This window comes from Kitasatospora sp. NPDC088861, assembly GCF_044750105.1.
GTDB lineage: Bacteria > Actinomycetota > Actinomycetes > Streptomycetales > Streptomycetaceae > Kitasatospora.
In genome coordinates, this window is record NZ_JBIVJF010000007.1 from 224,283 (window position 1) to 241,307 (window position 17,025).

Annotated in this window: 18 protein-coding genes; 1 reads left to right on the plus strand and 17 read right to left on the minus strand. The window is 72.1% G+C overall.

What is annotated here, in order from left to right; all coding sequences use genetic code 11:
- Positions 1 to 24: 24 nt before the first annotated feature.
- From ACIP37_RS15935 to ACIP37_RS16005, 15 genes are all read right to left on the minus strand, one after another.
- Positions 25 to 639 (minus strand): hypothetical protein, encoded by a 615-nt coding sequence (locus tag ACIP37_RS15935; RefSeq protein WP_363618644.1) that lies wholly within the window; start codon positions 637 to 639, stop codon positions 25 to 27.
- A gap of 175 nt (positions 640 to 814) precedes the next feature.
- Complete coding sequence (locus ACIP37_RS15940) at positions 815 to 1,375, minus strand: hypothetical protein (RefSeq protein ID WP_400807494.1); 561 nt, start codon at positions 1,373 to 1,375, stop codon at positions 815 to 817.
- Positions 1,376 to 1,395: 20 nt separating this feature from the next.
- Entirely contained in the window at positions 1,396 to 2,886 is a 1,491-nt protein-coding gene (locus ACIP37_RS15945; RefSeq protein ID WP_400807497.1) for a hypothetical protein, read from the minus strand.
- Positions 2,887 to 3,021: 135 nt separating this feature from the next.
- Complete coding sequence (locus tag ACIP37_RS15950) at positions 3,022 to 3,354, minus strand: WXG100 family type VII secretion target (protein WP_400807498.1); 333 nt, start codon at positions 3,352 to 3,354, stop codon at positions 3,022 to 3,024.
- 307 nt (positions 3,355 to 3,661) lie between these two features.
- Positions 3,662 to 4,555, minus strand: a complete 894-nt coding sequence (locus ACIP37_RS15955; RefSeq protein ID WP_363618636.1) for a hypothetical protein — start codon at positions 4,553 to 4,555, stop codon at positions 3,662 to 3,664.
- Complete coding sequence (locus tag ACIP37_RS15960; RefSeq protein ID WP_400807501.1) at positions 4,552 to 5,223, minus strand: hypothetical protein; 672 nt, start codon at positions 5,221 to 5,223, stop codon at positions 4,552 to 4,554. Before ACIP37_RS15960 ends, ACIP37_RS15955 begins: the two co-directional genes overlap by 4 nt.
- A complete protein-coding gene (locus ACIP37_RS15965) occupies positions 5,216 to 6,529 on the minus strand; it encodes a putative T7SS-secreted protein (RefSeq protein WP_400807503.1) in 1,314 nt (437 codons plus the stop codon). Before ACIP37_RS15965 ends, ACIP37_RS15960 begins: the two co-directional genes overlap by 8 nt.
- The gene (locus ACIP37_RS15970) at positions 6,526 to 6,822 is read right to left on the minus strand and encodes a hypothetical protein (RefSeq protein WP_363580523.1); all 297 of its coding nucleotides are present in this window, start codon (positions 6,820 to 6,822) and stop codon (positions 6,526 to 6,528) included. The genes ACIP37_RS15965 and ACIP37_RS15970 overlap by 4 nt, the downstream gene beginning before the upstream one ends.
- 134 nt (positions 6,823 to 6,956) lie before the next feature.
- Complete coding sequence (locus tag ACIP37_RS15975; protein ID WP_363580525.1) at positions 6,957 to 7,445, minus strand: hypothetical protein; 489 nt, start codon at positions 7,443 to 7,445, stop codon at positions 6,957 to 6,959.
- Positions 7,446 to 7,545: 100 nt separating this feature from the next.
- Complete coding sequence (locus ACIP37_RS15980) at positions 7,546 to 7,866, minus strand: multidrug efflux SMR transporter (protein WP_363618628.1); 321 nt, start codon at positions 7,864 to 7,866, stop codon at positions 7,546 to 7,548.
- Positions 7,867 to 7,871: 5 nt separating this feature from the next.
- On the minus strand, positions 7,872 to 8,606 hold the full coding sequence (locus ACIP37_RS15985; protein ID WP_400807504.1) for an HAD family hydrolase: 735 nt from the start codon (positions 8,604 to 8,606) through the stop codon (positions 7,872 to 7,874).
- Positions 8,607 to 8,661: 55 nt separating this feature from the next.
- Positions 8,662 to 9,747: an ABC transporter ATP-binding protein gene (locus tag ACIP37_RS15990; RefSeq protein ID WP_363580531.1), complete on the minus strand. Its 1,086-nt coding sequence runs from the start codon at positions 9,745 to 9,747 to the stop codon at positions 8,662 to 8,664.
- A gap of 78 nt (positions 9,748 to 9,825) precedes the next feature.
- Positions 9,826 to 10,635: an ABC transporter permease gene (locus tag ACIP37_RS15995; protein ID WP_387818562.1), complete on the minus strand. Its 810-nt coding sequence runs from the start codon at positions 10,633 to 10,635 to the stop codon at positions 9,826 to 9,828.
- Complete coding sequence (locus ACIP37_RS16000; RefSeq protein ID WP_400334696.1) at positions 10,635 to 11,672, minus strand: ABC transporter permease; 1,038 nt, start codon at positions 11,670 to 11,672, stop codon at positions 10,635 to 10,637. Before ACIP37_RS16000 ends, ACIP37_RS15995 begins: the two co-directional genes overlap by 1 nt.
- A gap of 7 nt (positions 11,673 to 11,679) precedes the next feature.
- Positions 11,680 to 12,846, minus strand: a complete 1,167-nt coding sequence (locus ACIP37_RS16005) for an ABC transporter substrate-binding protein (RefSeq protein WP_363618622.1) — start codon at positions 12,844 to 12,846, stop codon at positions 11,680 to 11,682.
- Between the two features lie 369 nt (positions 12,847 to 13,215).
- Between ACIP37_RS16005 and ACIP37_RS16010 the strand changes: the two genes are divergently transcribed.
- Complete coding sequence (locus tag ACIP37_RS16010) at positions 13,216 to 13,995, plus strand: GntR family transcriptional regulator (RefSeq protein WP_363580537.1); 780 nt, start codon at positions 13,216 to 13,218, stop codon at positions 13,993 to 13,995.
- A gap of 48 nt (positions 13,996 to 14,043) precedes the next feature.
- Here ACIP37_RS16010 and ACIP37_RS16015 read toward each other — a convergent pair whose 3' ends face one another.
- Together ACIP37_RS16015 and ACIP37_RS16020 are read right to left on the minus strand one after the other, a co-directional pair.
- Positions 14,044 to 15,624, minus strand: a complete 1,581-nt coding sequence (locus ACIP37_RS16015) for a phosphonate degradation HD-domain oxygenase (protein WP_400807508.1) — start codon at positions 15,622 to 15,624, stop codon at positions 14,044 to 14,046.
- A gap of 253 nt (positions 15,625 to 15,877) precedes the next feature.
- Positions 15,878 to 16,963, minus strand: a complete 1,086-nt coding sequence (locus ACIP37_RS16020) for a pyridoxal-phosphate-dependent aminotransferase family protein (RefSeq protein WP_400807511.1) — start codon at positions 16,961 to 16,963, stop codon at positions 15,878 to 15,880.
- Between the last annotated feature and the right edge of the window lie 62 nt (positions 16,964 to 17,025).

Here is a 17,025-nt window from a genome sequence, read left to right on the forward strand (position 1 = left end):
GACTTCCTGCTCCCCGGGGTCGGATCAGGACACCTGCCCGGCCGCTCCGCCGCCTCGCCGCCGGGCCGACTCGCGGCACAGCCAGGTGACGGCGAGCATCAGGGCGGCCGTCAGCCCGACGGCGAGCCCGAGATCCCGGGGAAGGCTGATGTCCCCCGGGCGCTGCGGGTCGGCGCGGCCGGCCGGATCGAAACGGACCGTCACCCGGTCACCGACCGCGAGCGCGCGCAGCCCCGTCGACAACTCGCCGCCGGGCAACGCGGTGCCGTCCTCGGCCGCGAGGTCGTACATCGAGGACGGGTGCTTCCCGGCGAGGCGGTCCGTCTCCCCGGTGACCCGGGCCGTCACCGTCTCGCCGGACAGCCGCAGGATCACGTCGTCCCGCGCCATGGCCACGGCCCCCGTCGCCACGCCCGCGAGGACGACGGCGAACAGCGCCACCCAACAGCCCACCCACCGCCCCAGCAGCCGCACCAAACCCACCACCCAGGCCACCACCAGCACCAGCCCGAGCAGCGACGCGGCAGCCCCACCGAGGTAGGTGCCCGCGAGCACCAGCCCGAACGTCCCCACGGGGACGCCCAGGATCAGGACAGTGCTCAGCGCGGTGGCCCGGCTGCGGTCCCTGGTCGTACCCATGACTCTCCCCGCGTGCGTCCGATCGGGCTGGAAGAGTACGACGCGTCCCCTCGCCCCCGGACACGGGGGCTGGTCGGGCGGGAGGGGGAACTTCCTCGGCACCGAGGAAGCGGCAGGCGTGGGCCTTCGTCAGGCATGGCGCAGGGCCGCGAGCACGCGGAGCCGCTCGTAGCGCTCAGCTGTTGTCCACCGGGTGTCCGGTGCGGGCCGCCAGCGCTCGGAACTCGGCCCAGGACTGCGCATCCAGGTCGTCGAGGAGGCCGTCGTCGAGTTCGACGACGGGCTCCGGCGACAGGTGGGCGCGCCAGTTGCCACGCTTCACCATCAGCATGCCGAAGTCGAGGAAGCCGTTGGCGAACGAGAAACCGGCGCCGCCGCGCTCGTAGACCCGGATCAGTGGCTCGAAGGGATCGGGCAGCGGATGCAGCACCGGCCCGGGGGTGTCACCCAGGGCGGCCCACTGGACGGCGGCCGCCGAGCACTCGATCGCGTGCCACGAACCGGAGGCGTCCTCCACGAAATCCTCGATGTCGGAGACCACCGCCGGGTCGGCCCGCACGGACGGCGCCACAATCGCCGCGAGATCGAAGAAAGGCCATTCTTCGGTTTCCCCGTAGGCATCGAGCCAGAGCGCGGCCCGTCGGAAGTACTCCTTCATGAGCGCCGCGCGAGAAAAGGCCTTCCGTTCCCCCTCCCGATAGGCCGTCCACTGGATGGCTTTGAGGCGGTCGACCATCAACTGAACATTTTCCGTGCTCACTTGAGATCATAACCTTTCTCGCGGAGTTGGGATTTAATGGCATCGACTACGATATCAAGGTTCGAGAGGTCTTCGGCTACAGCCCCGGTGGGCGCCTTGAGTCCGTAGAGCTTCCAGTGGTCGAGTGATCCGTCCGCCGACACTTCTCCCTCGTGATAGCTCCGCGGTGCCAGATTGTGTGCGCCGAAATGCTCGGGGTGGACAATTGGCGCGCCCTCCGAGTTCCATGCGTCCGGATGGCTGGAAAGATAGGGGAGGCCGGCTTCGAGAAGCTTGGCCTCGACATACTCGTGGGCGAGCGTTCCACGCAGCGGTGGAATGCTGCCCGGTTTTATGAAACCGTTGACGGCGGCGTTCCAGGGTGTGGAGACCGCCGGGTCCGGTTCGAAATGGACGTTCTTCAGGACATTGTGTGCGCCCGGTCCCACCGGGACGTCATGCCGGTTGATCATGAGGTTGTCCTTGGCGACCTGGACGATCCGCGGATCGACACCGGTTTCCTTGGCGACCTCGATCACATCGTCCGTCCTGGTGCGGTAGTCCTCGTAGCGCTGCACGGCCCTCTTGTTCGGTGTACCGGTCGGGTCGATCGCGTACGGGGTTCCCGACTCGGAGAGCCAGGGTTCTGGGCGGGCGCCAAGTCCGCCCTCCCAGCCGTTCGCGTCGGCCCCGGTGAAACCGGGGCGGCGCTTCGGGGTGCTGCTCCCGGGAGCCGCCGCGCTGCCGATGGCGCCGAGGATGAGGTCGAGGGGCATGACCGGGCCGGTTTTGAAGGTGGCGTCGTAGCCGTAGGTGAGGCCGGCGCCGGTGAGCATGCGGCCGGGGAGGGTATCGGCGGCGCCCGCGGCCTTGGCGAGGCCGGCGAGGGCGACGGAGGCGTTCTCGGCGCCCTCGGCGGTGTTGGCGACGACGCGGCCGCCGGCGCCGAGGCCGCCTCCGGCGCCGCCCATCACGCCGCCGGTCTCGGCGGAGTCGACGGCCTCCTGGAGGCTGTAGCCGCCGTCGTCGAGGAACTCGACGCGGATCGGCTGGGCGACGGCGAGGTCGACGGCGATGGCCTCGACGGCGCCGAAGACGACGCCGGTGAGGATGGTGGCGGCGATGGTGGCGATGGCTTCGGAGACGGCGACGCCGAGGCTCGCGGCGGTGGCGATGATGCCCGCGGCGGCGGTGCCGGCGGCGGCTTCGGAGATGCCGGCGGTGAAGATGGCGAGGGCGGTGCCGGCGACCAGGGTCGCGCCGACGATCGCGGCCTCCTCCTTCAGCTTCTTGAGCGCCTTGTCGACCTCGTCGGCGAAGGCGCGCAGGGCCTTGGCGAGGTTGCGGCAGGCGGCGGCGACATCGGGGAGCCAGCCCTTGCCCTTGCCTCCGTAGTACTGGCCCCAGAACTTGCCGAAGGCGTCGATGGCGGGGCCGTGGTTGTTGGCGACGATGGCGGCGGCGGCCTGGTGGGTGGGCGCGGTGACGTTGTCGATGGCGGTGGCCATCGTGTCCCAGGCGGCGGCGACCGTGCGGAGCTGGTCCGGGTCGGCGTCGGGCCACCACAGGCCGGTGACCTTGCGGACGATCTTCTCGGCCGCGGACTCACCCACGCGCCGGCTCCCTCCGCGGTGGGCGGCCGATCACGGCGTCAGGTCCTTGTGGACGTGGTTGTCGGCGTCGGTGTGGTTGTCGGCGTGGGCGTTCAGCCCGTCGTGAATGCTGGTGAGGCCTTTGACCAGGGTGTCCAGCGCGGAGAGCACGTGGTCGTGCGGGCCGTTGTAGGCCTGGGCGAACTCCTTGCCCTGCTTGTCGTCGCCCCACGGGCTGCCGGCGTCGGCGAGGCTGTGCCTGAGCGTGTCGAGGGCGTCCTTGAGTGCCCTGCTCTGAGCCTGGAAGGTCGGCGCGGCCGCCTTCAGGTCCCCCGGCCGGATCTTGAACTCCGGGCCGCCGGCTTTCGGTCCATCATCCGCCATGGCGTCATCCCCCGTACTGTCCGTGTGTCATGAGCAGCGAGGAGTGAGATGCCCGTTCGGAGCGACAGGGTTGCCGATACTTCGTGTGACGGGCGTCACGCCGTGGCGGGCTGGTCGGCTCGGCCGCGCGTCACCGGACGGTGATCACGTCGCCGGGCTTGAGCCGGGCGGAACTCTGTTCCAGGCCCCCGCCGGGGACCTCGTCGGCCAACTCGGCCCTGTGTGCCCCGGCCGAACCGGGCGGTCATCGTCCGAATGCCTTCCGTGCCGTCCCGACTCCTTCCGCCGGCGCGTGCCGGGTCGTCGGTCAGAGGAACAGGGCGAGCGCGGTGAAGACGAGACCGACCGCGAGGAGGACCAGGCCCTGGGGTTGCTTCCGGTCCTCGTCGCGAACGAGCGAGCCGAAGGCCGCCAACCCGGCGAGGGGATAGGGGATCGCGACCATCAGGGCCAAGCCGAGACGGTTCTGGACGAGCAGGAAGCACAGGAGCCAGGGCACCGAGACCGCCGTCGCCGCCGCGGTGAGCGGCAGCCCGTCGAGTCGGCGCATGCGCTCGCGCCACGGTCCGGCCGGGCGTGGGTCCCGGGGCGGCTTGCTGCTGTCGTAGGCGAACCACAGCAGGAACAGGGCGATGACCGCGTTGATTCCGATCGCGCTCCACAGGGATGCCGGGGAATCGGCCTCCCCGGGCAGCTTGGGGGCGACCCGGCCGGCCGGGTCCATCCGGACGGTGACGTGGTCGCCGGGGTTGAAGCGCCGACTGTCCGGCTCCAGGGGTCCGCCGGGGACCTTCTCGCCCTGCGTGGAGAGGTCGTACGTCCGCTTCGTGCCGTGGATCGACTTGTCGACGTGCTCGGCGATGACCACCGCCTTGACGTCCCGCCCCGAACCCAGCAGCTGGTTGTGCCAGGCGTCGGCGCCCGCACCGGTGGCGATGAGGACGGCGAAGAAGACGAGGACCAGCCCGGCGCTGACGTCCTTGCCATCGGGGTCGTTCCCCGGTCCTCCGAGCTTCGCCAGTCCGACGCCCGTCGCGACCATGTAGAGCGCACCCAGGCCGAAAGCCAGGAGGGTGCCGACGTACACGAACGCGAGGACGGTGCCGACGGACAGGCAGGTCAGGACGGCGACCAGGACGGCGCCACGGCGGAGCCAGCGCGCCTTGCTTCCCGTCTCCGGGGCGGACTGGGCGAGTGTCACCCGAAGGCCTTTCGGATGGTGTCCCGCCGCTCCGGCGACAGGGCGTTCTGTGCTTCGTCGAGCGGAGGGTAGAAGGAGATCCCACTGATGGCGGCGCCCACCAGGACCGACCACCCGTCCCAGTAGTCCAGGTGCTGGGTGGTGAAGACGACGGCGAGCACGTGAGGGCTCCACGGATGAGGGAACAGGGCTTCCAGCTGGCGGACGGTGACGACGCCCGATCCCGGCAGGCCGTAGACCGCCCCGGACACGGGTACGGCCAGGTCGCGGACGGTCACGGTGGCACGGCCGAGCCGGAAGTCGAGGACGTCGACGTCGGCGTCCGGCCAGGCGGCCGCGAGCTCCTCGGCGACGCGCTGGGGGTAGGTGCCCGGGGCGCCTTGCTCCTGCTCGCGGAGGAACAGGCTGAACATGCCCTGGACGATCGTGCCTTCCTCGGTCTGTACCAGGCAGTTGGAGACGTGGACCGCACCCTCGCGCAGCTGCGCCTGGAGGGCGAGCTCGGCAGAGACAGTGATACCGAGCTTCTGTTCCGGACCGGCATCGGTGAGCGCGTCGAGTCCGTCCACGATCCGACTCATGCGGTCGCCCGGATCCTCGGACAGGTCGATGCTCGTGAACCCTTCGGGCAGGGAGAGCCAGAACGACGGGGCGGTCGTGTCAGCCATGGCCGACTCCCCACACACCGGTGACGATCGCACTGCCGCCACCGAGCAGTCCGGCTACGATCCGGCTCTTGCCGCTGCCGCCGATGGCGGATCCGGCACCGTTGAGCGCCGTCCCGCCTCCGGTGGTGTAGTTCACCGCGGCGCTCAGCCCCGGGCTCGGGTTGTCCTGGGTGAGGCCCCAGGCGGTAGGGGCCGTCAGCGCGACGCCACTGGCTGCCTGCACGCCGTCGGAGACGTTCATCGCAGCGGCCTTGGATAGCCCGAGTTTGATGGCGGGCTTCTCGATCGCCGTCGTGAAGATCGGGCTGGCCGGGTCCATTGCCCTGGCGGCGGTGCGGATCTCGGTGGCGCCGGCGCTCACGGCCTTGACCCCGGTGCCGGCCGCGCGGGCACCCCTGAACGCGGTGATTCCGCCTTTGAGGAGGGCTCCTCCGGGGAGCGCCCCGAGGAGATCACCGGCCAGGGTGAGGTCGTTGCCGAGGTTCGCCATGCTGGTCGGCATCAGTCCCTTGATGCCGTACTGCTTCACGTGAGCGCCTGCCGCGGCGGCGCTCAGCAGGAGGGCCGGTAGCGCGAAGGCGGGGAAGAAGATCGCCGCGACGCCGCAGATGCCGGCGGCCACGGTGAGCATGTCGGCGCCGTGGTTCTTGAGCCAGTTGCCGACCTTGCTGAGCCAGCCGGGCTCCGGCGGCGCCTTGCTGTCGGCGGCCTTGCGGATGGCGGCCGCGGTCTTGTGGGCGTCGGACTTGTGGCCCCCGGCGAGTTCGTGGGCCTGGTTCTGGAGCTGGGTGAGGTCGCTCGCGGCGCTGGAGACCAGTTTGGCGGCCGCGTCCAGGTGGTCCTTCGCCTTGGTGTAGCGCTGTTCGGCGGCGGCGAGGCCGGCGTCGTCGGGGAAGGTCTGGCCGGCGAGCTTGAGGTCGGGGGCGGCGGCCGCGGCGGTGTGCGCCTGTTCGGCCTGCTCCTTCTGCTGCTTGGCGGCGACCGCGGAGCGGGCCAACTCGGCGGCCTTGGGCTGGTGTTCGGTCAGCGCCTGGTACCAGACGTCGAGGGCCTGGTAGGCGGCGGTGATCGAGTCGGCGGCGTCCTGGAGGTACGCGGGGAGCTTGCCGAACTGGCCGGCGAAGGCCTTGGCGGCCTCGCCGGTCCACTGGCCCTGGTTGGCGGAGAGCTGCGAGAGCGTGGTGTGGACGTCGGTCAGGTGCTGGCCCACCCGGCGCAGGCTTCCGCTGAGGCCGGTGACGGCGGTGGCGTCGCCGGGGGTCGGGTTGAAGCCGAGGCCGGACCAGTCGGGCGTGGGGTCGGTCATGAGCGCCCCTGGGGGGTGAGGGCCTTGGTGGTGTCCTGTTCGGTGCTGTCGTAGCCCTGTTGCACCTTCTCCAGGCCGTCGTCAAGGATCTTGACGCATTCGCGGACCTTCTTCAGTCCGTACTCCCACGTGCCCTGGAAGTGTCCGCAGGCCTCGTCGAGGAAGTCGTAGCCCAGTCCGCTGCGACTCGCTTCCTTGAGCGCCTTGAGTCCCTGGTCGAGTTCGTCGCCGCAGCCTTTGAGGTCCTTGGCCAGCTTGGCGAGGAACTCGGTGCTGACCGTGAAGTCGGCCACTGCTCCCCCGATGTGTCGATGGCGTGACCGGCCGAGCATAGCCGCAGTCGGTGCGCGGGCGATCTGTTGTGACGGGTGCTTCACGGTGCGATGACGGGACCTTGACGATGCGCCGGCGCGCGGCGGCGTCGGGGTCAGCGTCGCCAGAAGCCGCGCTTCTTCGGGGTGACGAGCTTCGCCACCGCGGCGACGAACAGTTCGGCGACGGGGGAGGGGCCCTCGCCGTGGTTGAGGTGGCCTTCGGACGACCACTCGCCGAGGACGGTGCCGGGGCTGCTGTCGAAGGGGTTGAGCGCGTGCTCCAGGGTCACGTAGCGGACGGTCTTGGTGCCCTGGGGGTGGACGGCGGCGACGAAGTGGGCCTCGGTGGCGCTGGTCGGGGTGGGGAGGGTGACGAGCAGCAGGGGGTGGCCGTCGGCCCGCAGGTGCTGGCAGTCCAGACCGTGGCTGGGCAGCCGGTCCTCGGGCGGGAGGGTCTGGCCGAGGTTGTCCCAGATACCGGTGAGGACGGGCAGGAGGCTGCCGCCGGCGTCCGGGACGGTCAGCCGGGGGCCGAATTCGAGGACCTGGCGGGCGAGCTCGCGGTGGACGAAGCGGTAGTGGTGGGGTCGTGGGTCGCTCATGGGGCCCACGGTAGCGAACCACTCGGAGCGGGCGGTCGGCACATCCGACTTCCCGCTCCGAAAGGGTAGTTGACCAGCGCCGCGGGCGGGGGGCGGCCCGTCAGTGACTGTTCTTGAGGTTGAGCACGACCACTCCGACGATCACCAGGGCGATCCCCAGCCACTGGAGGCGTCCCAGCGATTCGCCGAAGGCGACCACGCCTATTCCGGCGACCGCCGCCGTCCCGGCCCCGGACCAGACGGCGTAGGCGACCGAGACCGGGATGTGCTTGAGCGCGCGCCCGAGCAGCACGAAGGACAGCACGTAGCCGACCGCCACCCCCACGCTCGGCCAGAGGCGGGTGAACCCCTCGGTGAGCTTGAGGCAGCTGGTCGCGCAGACCTCGCTCAGGATGGCGAGGGAGAGCAGGAGATAGGGCATGCCGGTCAAACGGCCCGGGCGGCGCCGAGCTTCCCCAGCAGGGCGAGGTCGGCCTGTTCCAGGCTGGCGAGCAGGGTGATCCGGCCGCCGTCGGGCATCGGCGTCGCAGTGGACGGCACGGCGAGCACGGCGCAGCCGGCCGCGGCGGCGGAGGCGACTCCGGTCGGGGTGTCCTCGACGGCGACGCAGGTGGCCGGGTCCAGGCCGAGCCGTTCGGCGGCGGCGAGGTACGGGTCCGGTGCGGGCTTGGTGCGCGGGGTGTCCTCGGCGGCCAGGGTGACGGCGAACCAGTCCCGGCCGATGGCGGCGAGGACCAGGTCGACGACCTGGCGCGGGGAGGCGGAGACCAGCGCGGTGGGCACCCGCGCGTCCCGCAGGGAGGCCAGCAGGGCGAGCGCGCCGGGGCGCGGGACGGTCTCGGCGGCGACCTTGGCGGCGAAGGACTCGCCGAGCCGGGCGGCGAGTTCGGCCTCGGTGAGGGTGGTGCCGCTGACCCTGTGCAGGTGGGCGGCGGTGTGCTCGACGGCCTGGCCGAGCACTTCGGGGGCGTCCTGGTCGGTGAGCGCGTGGTGGAGCTCGTCGGCGAGTTCGGCGGCGGCCTGCCACCAGAGCTGCTCGGTGTCGACCAGGGTGCCGTCCATGTCGAACAGGACGGCGGCGGGGCGGGGAGCTTCGGTCGTCGAGGGGCCGGGCGTCGGGGAGGAGGGCGTCGGGGAGGATGGCGTCAGGGCTTCAGGCATGGCGGTACCTTCGGTGGTTCATCAGATGGTGCTACGCAGATGGGGTTCGAGGCTCTCAGACGGTGCGGCGGTCCACCAGCACCGGACGCTCCGGCAGCAGGAGCTCGGCGCGCGAGCCGGCCGGCAGCGCGGCGGCGGCCTCGGTCGGCAGGTCGGCCTTGACCTCGGTGCCGTCGTCGAGGCGGACGGTGAGCCGGGTGACGGCGCCCAGGAAGGACGCGGTGATCACCAGGGCCGGGCCGGCCTCGGACGGGGTCAGGGTGACGTTCTCCGGGCGGACCAGCACCTGGAGTTCGCCGTCGGCGGGCAGGTCGCCGTCCACCGCGTGCCGGCGGCCGAGCACCTCGACGCCGTCGGACGTGCGGGTGCACGGGATGCGGCTCATGGTGCCGACGAACTCGGCGACGAACGCGGTGGCCGGGCGGCCGTACAGCTCGGACGGGGTGGCGCACTGCTCCAGCCGGCCCGCGCGCAGCACCGCGACCCGGTCGGCCATCGACAGCGCCTCCTCCTGGTCGTGGGTGACGAACAGGGTGGTGATCCCCAGTTCCTGCTGGAGCCGGCGGATCTCCTCGCGCAGCTGGAGGCGGACCTTGGCGTCCAGCGCGGACAGCGGCTCGTCGAGCAGCAGCACGCGCGGCTGCAGGGCGAGCGCCCGGGCGAGCGCGATGCGCTGCTGCTGGCCGCCGGACATCTGGTGCGGGTAGTGCTCGGCGCGGTGCGGCAGCCCGACCAGCTCCAGCAGCTCCTGGGCGCGCTTGCGGCGCTCGGCCTTGCCGGCGCCGCGCATCCGCAGCCCGAAGGCGACGTTGTCCAGCGCGGTCAGGTGCGGGAAGAGGCTGTACGACTGGAACACCATGCCCGCGTCGCGCTTGTGGGCGGGGATCGCGGTGATGTCCTGCCCGTCGACCAGGACCTCGCCGGAGTCGTGCTGCTCGAAGCCGGCCAGGATGCGCAGCGCGGTGGTCTTGCCGCAGCCGGACGGGCCGAGCAGGGCGAGCAGTTCGCCCGGGTGGACGGTCAGGTCCAGGCCGTCGAGGGCGGTGGTGGCGCCGAACGAGCGGCGCAGCGAGCGGAACTCGACGGTGGCGCCGCCGGGGGCGAGCGCGACACCGGTGACGGGGGCGGAAACCGTGGTCATGGCTGGTAACTCCTGGAAAGCGTGGGGTGGTTCAGGACCGTGCGGCCGGAGCGCGGGATGGCCGTGCGGCGGGGCGCCTCAGGCCCGCGCGCCCTTGCGGCCGCGGCCGGCGGCGGACATCAGCAGCAGGACGAGCCAGACGATCAGCAGGCTGAGCATCGAGACGGCGACGGACATCTGGCCGTCGCTCTTGCCGTTGGAGTTGATCCACACCGAGAAGGGGGCGAAGCCGAGGATGGAGGCGGTGGTGAACTCGCCGAGCACCAGGGCGACGGTGAGGACGGCCGCGTTCAGCAGCGCGCTGCGCAGGTTCGGCAGGACGACGGTGAACACCGCGCGCAGCCAGCCGGCCCCGCAGTTGCGGGCGGCCTCGACCAGGGTGGCGACGTCCACGCCGCGCAGCCCGGCGTCCAGCGCCCGGTAGGCGAACGGCAGCGCCATCAGCACGTAGGCGATGACCAGGACGATCGGGAACTTCGGGTCCTGGATGGCCACGATGGTCTGGAACAGCGGGGTGTCCTGGAGGTAGTCCGGGCCCCAGCGCAGCACGCCGATGATGCCGGTGGTGAGCGCGACCACGGGGACGACCAGCGGCATCGAGCACATCACCTCGATCACCGGGCGCAGCTTCGGCGCACCGAGCCGGGCGGCGAGCATCGCCGGGACCAGCAGGAGCAGCAGCACCGCCACCGTGACGCCGGCCAGCTCCAGGCTCAGCACCAGGCTGTCCAGGAAGCCGGGCGCGTTCAGCAGCTCGGTGTAGGCCCGGAAGGTGGTGCCGCCCTTGTTGTCGTCGACGCTGAAGATCACCGAGGAGGCCAGCGGTACGGCGAAGTAGACGCCGCAGAGCAGCAGGACGAGGCCGCGGCCGAAACGGATGCGATTGATCAGGCGAGCCACTTGGCACTCCGGCGCTGAAGGGGCAGGTACACGGCCATCACCAGGCAGGCGACCACGATCATGTCGAGGCCGAGGGCGAGGGCGAGGTTGCCCTGGCCGACCAGGACGTTGCCGGACAGCGCGTCGCCGATCTGCATCGAGATGAGCGGCACCGAACTGCCCACCATGGCCTCGGCGGTGGCGTACGCGGCGAAGGAGGCGCCGAACAGCAGCACGAAGCCGCCGAGCAGCGAGGGCACCAGGACCGGCAGGGCCACGTGCCGCCAGTACTGCACGACGGTGGCGCCGTTGTTGTACGCGGCCTCGCGCCACTGGGTGCGCAGGCCCTCCAGGGCCGGGGTGATGGTGATGACCATCAGCGGCACCAGGAAGTACAGGTAGACCACGGAGAGGCCGGTGAAGGTGTAGAGGTTCCAGCCGTGGCTGGTGAGGCCGAACTTCTTGGTGACCTCGCCGGCGTTGCCGAGGGTGGCGACGAACATGAAGGCGAGCGGCACGCCGCCGAAGTTGGCGAGCACGCCGGAGGCGGAGAGCACCGCCTCGCGGAACACCCGGAACCGGGAGGTGGCCACGGCCTGGGCCAGCGGCAGGCCGACCACGGCGGCGATCAGCGCGGTCAGCAGGGAGAGCTTGACGCTGCCCCACAGGGCGGTCCAGTAGGCGCCCTGCAGCGAGCCGGTGAGGTTGTCGGTGGTGAAGGTGCCGCCGCCGTCGGGGGCGTCGGGCGAGGTGGTGAACGCGCCGATGGCGATCGCGACGGCGGGCAGGCCGAAGCCGACCAGGAAGAACAGGAGCAGGGGGAGGGCGGCCATCCAGGCACGACCGCGGCCGGCCCGGGGCTTGCCGGGGCGGGGGGCCCTGGCGGTCTCGGTGCTCTTGGCCGCGGCGGTCTCGGCCGCGGTGTCGGTGGCCTCGGCCGTGGTGGCGTCGGCGGTGGCGGGGGTGGTTGCTGCGGGGCCGGGGGCGCCCCCGCCGCTCTGGGCGGCGGAGGCGGGGGCCGGCACCGGGGTGGGAGCCGTGGTCATCGTCAGGTCAGCCCGCGATCGCCTTGGCCCAGTTCTCGGTCACGGTCTTCTTGGCCGTGTCCGTCTGCTCCTGGGTCGGGAAGGTGGTGAAGGGCTTCTCGACCGGCGGGAGCTTCGCGGCGCCCGCGGCGTCCAGGGTGCCGGCCGTCTTCATGGCGTCGAACAGGGCCGGGGTGGCGTAGCCGCCCAGGAAGCCGTTCTGGCCCTCGGCGCTGTACAGGTACTCCTCCCACAGGCGGGCGGCGGCCGGGTGCGGCGCGTCCTTGTTGATCGCCTGGTTGTAGTACTGCGCGTAGGAGCCGTCCGAGGGGATGGCCACCTGCCAGTCGATGCCCTTGCTCCTGAACTTGTCGGCGTAGCCGGCGTTCAGGTACGACCAGTCGATGCTGATCGGGGTCTCGCCCTTCTCGATGGTCGCCGGGGTGACCTCGACCGGGTTGAAGTTGCCGGCCTGCTTGACCTTGGCGAAGAAGTCGATGCCGGGCTGGATGTTGTCCAGCGAGCCGCCGTTGGCGAGCGCGGCCGCGTAGACGGCGCCGAACGCGGCACCGGCCTTGGTCGGGTTGCCGTTCAGGGCGACCATGCCCTTGTACTCGGGCTTCAGCAGGTCGGCGAAGGTCTTCGGGCAGGCGGACACCTTCTTGGCGTCGCACGCGATCGACATGTAGCCGCCGTAGTCGTTGTAGTGCAGGCCGTCGGCGTTCTTCATGGTGGCCGGGATCTTGTCGAAGTCGGTGACCTTGTACGGGGCCAGCAGGCCCTGCTTGGCGGCGCTGAGCGCGAAGGCCGAGCCGAGGTCGACGACGTCGGGGGCGCGGTCCTGGCCCTTGCGGGAGGTGATCGCGTTGATCTCGTCCTGGCTGGCGCCGTCGGGGTTCTCGTCCTCGATCTCGATGCCGTACTTCGCCTTGAAGTCGTCCATCAGCTTGCCGTAGTTCGCCCAGTCGCGAGGCAGCGTGATGACGTGCAGCTTCCCCTCCTTCTTGGCGGCGGCGATCAGGCCGTCCATCCCGCCGAAGTCGGCGACCGAGGTGGCGGTCTTGGCGCTCTTGCCGCCCGCGGCGTCGCCGGACTTCGCGGTGGAGGAGCCGGCGGAGCCGCAGGCGGTGAGGGACAGCGCGGCGGCGGTCAGGACCGCTGCGAAGGCGGCGGAACGGGCGCGGTGCACGGACACGGGTCAGTCTCCTGATCGGGTGTACTGCAAGGGGGTGAGCTGCGGTGGGGTTGTCTGATCGGGGGATCGTGCGAGTGGCCGTTCGGAGCCGTTCTGAGGTGTCCGGTGCCGTTCGGAGCCGCCCGGAGCCGTTCGAGGCCGTCCGAGTTGACTAGCCAACTTCGCTGACGGAGGTAAGTACGCCGGAGTCCGATGACGGGAAGGTGAACGGACGGCCCAGAACCGGGGTCGGCTGCGGGAACGGTCGAATCCGGCCATCTGAGCGTGATCCGTTCGGTGCGATGCTTCAAAGGCGCAGCGGGATAAGGTCGGGCTGTCCGTGCCGGTACGGCTGCGCAGGACACCGCCCCAGGAGGGACATTGACTGACGTGGCACTTGAGCCCGGGCGCCCCGCCGAGCGCGCTCCCGGCGCCCTGTACCGGAAGGTCGCCGCCGACCTGCGCGAGGCCATCACCACCGGCGCGTACGGCGAGGCCGGCCGGCTGCCCGCCGAGGGCGCGCTCGCCGAGCAGTACGGCGTCTCCCGGGGCACCGTCCGCCAGGCGCTCGCCGTCCTCCGCTCCGACGGGCTGGTCACCTCCCGCCGCGGCACCCGGCGCGTCGTGCTCGGGGGCGCCCGGGTGCAGAGCTTCTCCGAACTGCTCAGCTTCACGCACTGGGCGTACTCGATGGGCGAGGAGCCCGGCGGCATCCTGGACTCGCTGGTCCGCCGCCCCGCCGACACCGCCGAACGCGAGCAACTGCGCCTGGAGCCGGGCGCCGAGGTGTACGTGACCGTCCGGCTGCGCACCCTCTCCGGCGCGCCCGTGATGGTCGAGCGGACCGTCTACCCGCCGCGGGTCGGCGAGATCGTCGCCGAGCTGCCGGCGGACGTCGTCTCGCACACCGAAGTCCTGCGCGAGCACGGCATCCTGTTCACCGACGCCGACCACACCATTGACATCGTGGCCGCCAACGCCGAGGACGCCCGGCTCCTCGGCTGCCGCCGCGGCGGCCCGCTGCTGCGCGAACGGCGGCGCACGACGGACCCGACCGGCACTCCGGTGGAGTGGTCCCAGGACCGCTACCTGCCCGGGACGGTGGCCTTCAGCATCCACAACTCGCTGGCCGCGTCGGCGCTTTCGCGGCACGCCCGGGAGGGCGACTGAGTCCGGGGCCGAGCCCGGCCATCCTCCCGGGCGTGCCGGCCGGTGCCGTCAGTGCATGAGCGCGGCGAGCAGCGGGCGGTAGTGCTCGAAGCCGGGTGTCGGCGCCCCGGCCGTCTTCGCCTGCTCGTCCCAGCGGCGGACGGCCACCGCGTCGGCGGCGCCCGGGAGTTCGGCGAACGCGGCGGCCTGCCGCTCGTCCATCGGGCCGCCCTGGACGGTGAGGGTGTACTCCGAGGCCTCGGACAACCGCTGCCGGTAGTCCGGCTCCACCGCGCACAGGTAGCGCTTGGCGGCCACGTGCAGCCGGACCGGCTCGGTCACCTCCGGGCCGAACCACCGTGCCAGCCAGTCGGCGCCGGTGTCGTTGTGCCGGTTGTCCTGACCCTCCATCAAGTCTCTACCGTGCAGTGCTCCCTGGAAGTGGCCGACGTCGTGCAGCAGCGCGGCGGCGACGAGGTGGTCCGGCGCCCCGGCCGCCTCGGCGGCAGCGGCGGCCTGGAGCATGTGCTCGGCCATGGTGACCTCCTCGCCCAGGTACTCCCCGGCGCCCTCGCCCGCGAACAGCCCGGCGATCGCGTCCAGCGCGGCGGCGCGCCGGTGCAGCACGGCGAGGGTGCTGCCCAGCGTGTCCAGGTCGGCGTAGCAGCCCTGGAGGTGGCGGTGGCCGTCCTGCTGGAAGGCCGTACGGGCGTGCAGCAGCCGGGTGTTGTCGAAGATCAGGCAGTCGCCGCGGTCGAGGCGGAAGGCGAGCTGGAGCTCGGGGCGCAGGGTGATCGCGGCGAAGCGGCGGTACGCGGCGTAGAAGGCCGTCAGTTCGGCGGAACTCCCGCGCAGGGTGCCGATCGAGCGGTTGTTGAACCGCACCTCGCGGATCCGGCCCAGGGCGTCCACCTCGATCAGCGGGCGGTCGGCGCGCAGTTCGGTGCGGCGGTCGCGGAAGACGAACGGGACGGGCGTGCGGGTGAGCGTCTCGAAGTCCGCCGGCGCCTCCTCCCGGAGGACCGCCGCCGCCCGGAACCCGTCCACGAGGCCGGAGTCGCCGCCGGTCGCGGAGTTCTCCAGGCAGTGCAGGAGCTGGAGCGTCGGCACCGGGTCCCGGTACGGGTTGTCGGTGTGCGGCGCGATCGCGACGCTGGTGAACGCCAGGTTGTTCGGATCCGGCTCGACCCGGACGTCGAACAGCTCCCCGTAGTTGGTGACCCGGACGTAGCCGAAGCTCTCGGCCACCGCGAGGACCTGCCGCTCCACCGCCGGCACCCCGCGCAGCACCGCGAAGCCGCTGCTGCGCACGGCGGTGAGGACGGCGGCCTGCTCGGCGGGGTCGGACAGGTACGCCTCCCACCGCGCCTCGGGGATCCCGCGCGCGAAGTCCGCCGCCACCCAGAGCCGCTTGCCCTCCTCCGTCCGCCCGTCGCCGTCCCGCTCGGCGCCCAGCCACTCCAGCGGGTACCGCGAGCGGTGCCCGTCCGACCAGAGCACCTCCAGGCCCCCGTCGGTCTCGGTGCTCGCGGCGACCGCCAGGTCCTGCGGCAGGTCGTCGATCTGGAACAGTTTCTGCCCGTTCCGGGGGTCCCGGCACTCGGCGCACGGGCAGTTGTCGCGCAGCCAGTACGGCGGCAGCTCGGTCACGGTGGTCTCCTCCTCGGCGGCGTCAGGGGTGAAGTTGTATAGCCAACTTCACCCCTGGCCGGAGCCTGCCGGTCCCCGGTGAGATCGGCGTGCCGCGCAGATGAACGCTGCGGGAACTGTGCCGGGAGCCCGTGGCCGAAACCCGCCGTGCCGTGCGCGGCCAGGCCCTGTCCGGGGGAGGGACGGAGCGGCCCCCGGGACCGAGTGTCCCGGGGGCCGCTCCGCGTGCTCGGGCCTTGACGGCGCCGTGGTGTCAGCCCTGGACAGTGGCCGCCCAGGCCGCCTCCGCGGCGGCCAGGGCCGGGGCCGGGTCCGCGTCCGTCGCGGTGGCGAGGGCGGTGAGGCAGGCGTGGACGGTGGGCAGGGCGGCGGCGGGGCCGTAGTGGTTGACGCGGAGCATCGAGGCGGCGAGGGGGCCGCCGCCGGGCTGGACGGGGAGGGCGGGGTCGAGGCGGGCGGCGAGCTCGGCCGCGTGCACGCCGGCCGGGGTGCGCAGGGTGGTGGCGACCGGGGCGGCGTGGGCGTCCTCGGTGACGAACGGGGCGAGGGTGCCGAGCGCGCGGGCGCCCGCGCGGGTGGCGGCGGAGGCGGCGCGGTGGCGGGCGATGACGGCGGGCAGGCCGTCGGCGGCGATCCGGTCGAGGCAGGCGCCGAGGGCCAGCATCTCCAACTGGGCGGGGGCGTGCGGGAGCACGGTGCGCCCGGCGTCCGTCCAGCGCTCCTTCCAGTCGAGCAGGGACAGGTAGGAGCGGCGCGGGGCGGCCGGGTTGGCGGCGATCCGTTCCCAGGCGCGCTGGGAGACGGAGACGGCGGAGACCCCGGCAGGGCCGCCCATGGCCTTCTGGCCCCCGATGACGCACAGGTCGACGCCCCACTCGTCGGTGAGCAGCGGCTCGGCGGCGACGGAGGCGACCGCGTCGAGCATCAGCAGGGCGCCGTGCTCGCGGACGGCGGCGGCGATCCCGGCGACGGGGTTGGTGTTGCCGGTGGCGGCCTCGGCGTGGACGAGGGAGACGAAGTCGACGGCCGGACGGGCGGCGAGGGCGTCGGCGACCTGCTGCGCGCTGACCGCGCTGTCGAAGGGGACGGCCAGGTCCACGACCTCGACCCCGCAGGAGCGCAGCCAGTTGCCGAAGGTCTGCCCGTACGGGCCGGTGACGATGTTGAGCGCGGTGGAGCCGGGGTGCGCGGCGCCGCGGATCGCGGCCTCCAGCGGCAGCAGCGCCTCACCCTGGGTGACGATGACGTCCGCGGTGGTGTGCAGCAGTGCGGCCACCTGGTCCTCGATCGCCGCGAACTCGGCGGCGCTGAGCGGGGGGAGGTCGAGGAAGGGACTCACGGTAGCGGCCTTTCGGGCGTGGGGTGGTGGGTGCCGGAACGAGTCTGCCGCATCTTTGCTGC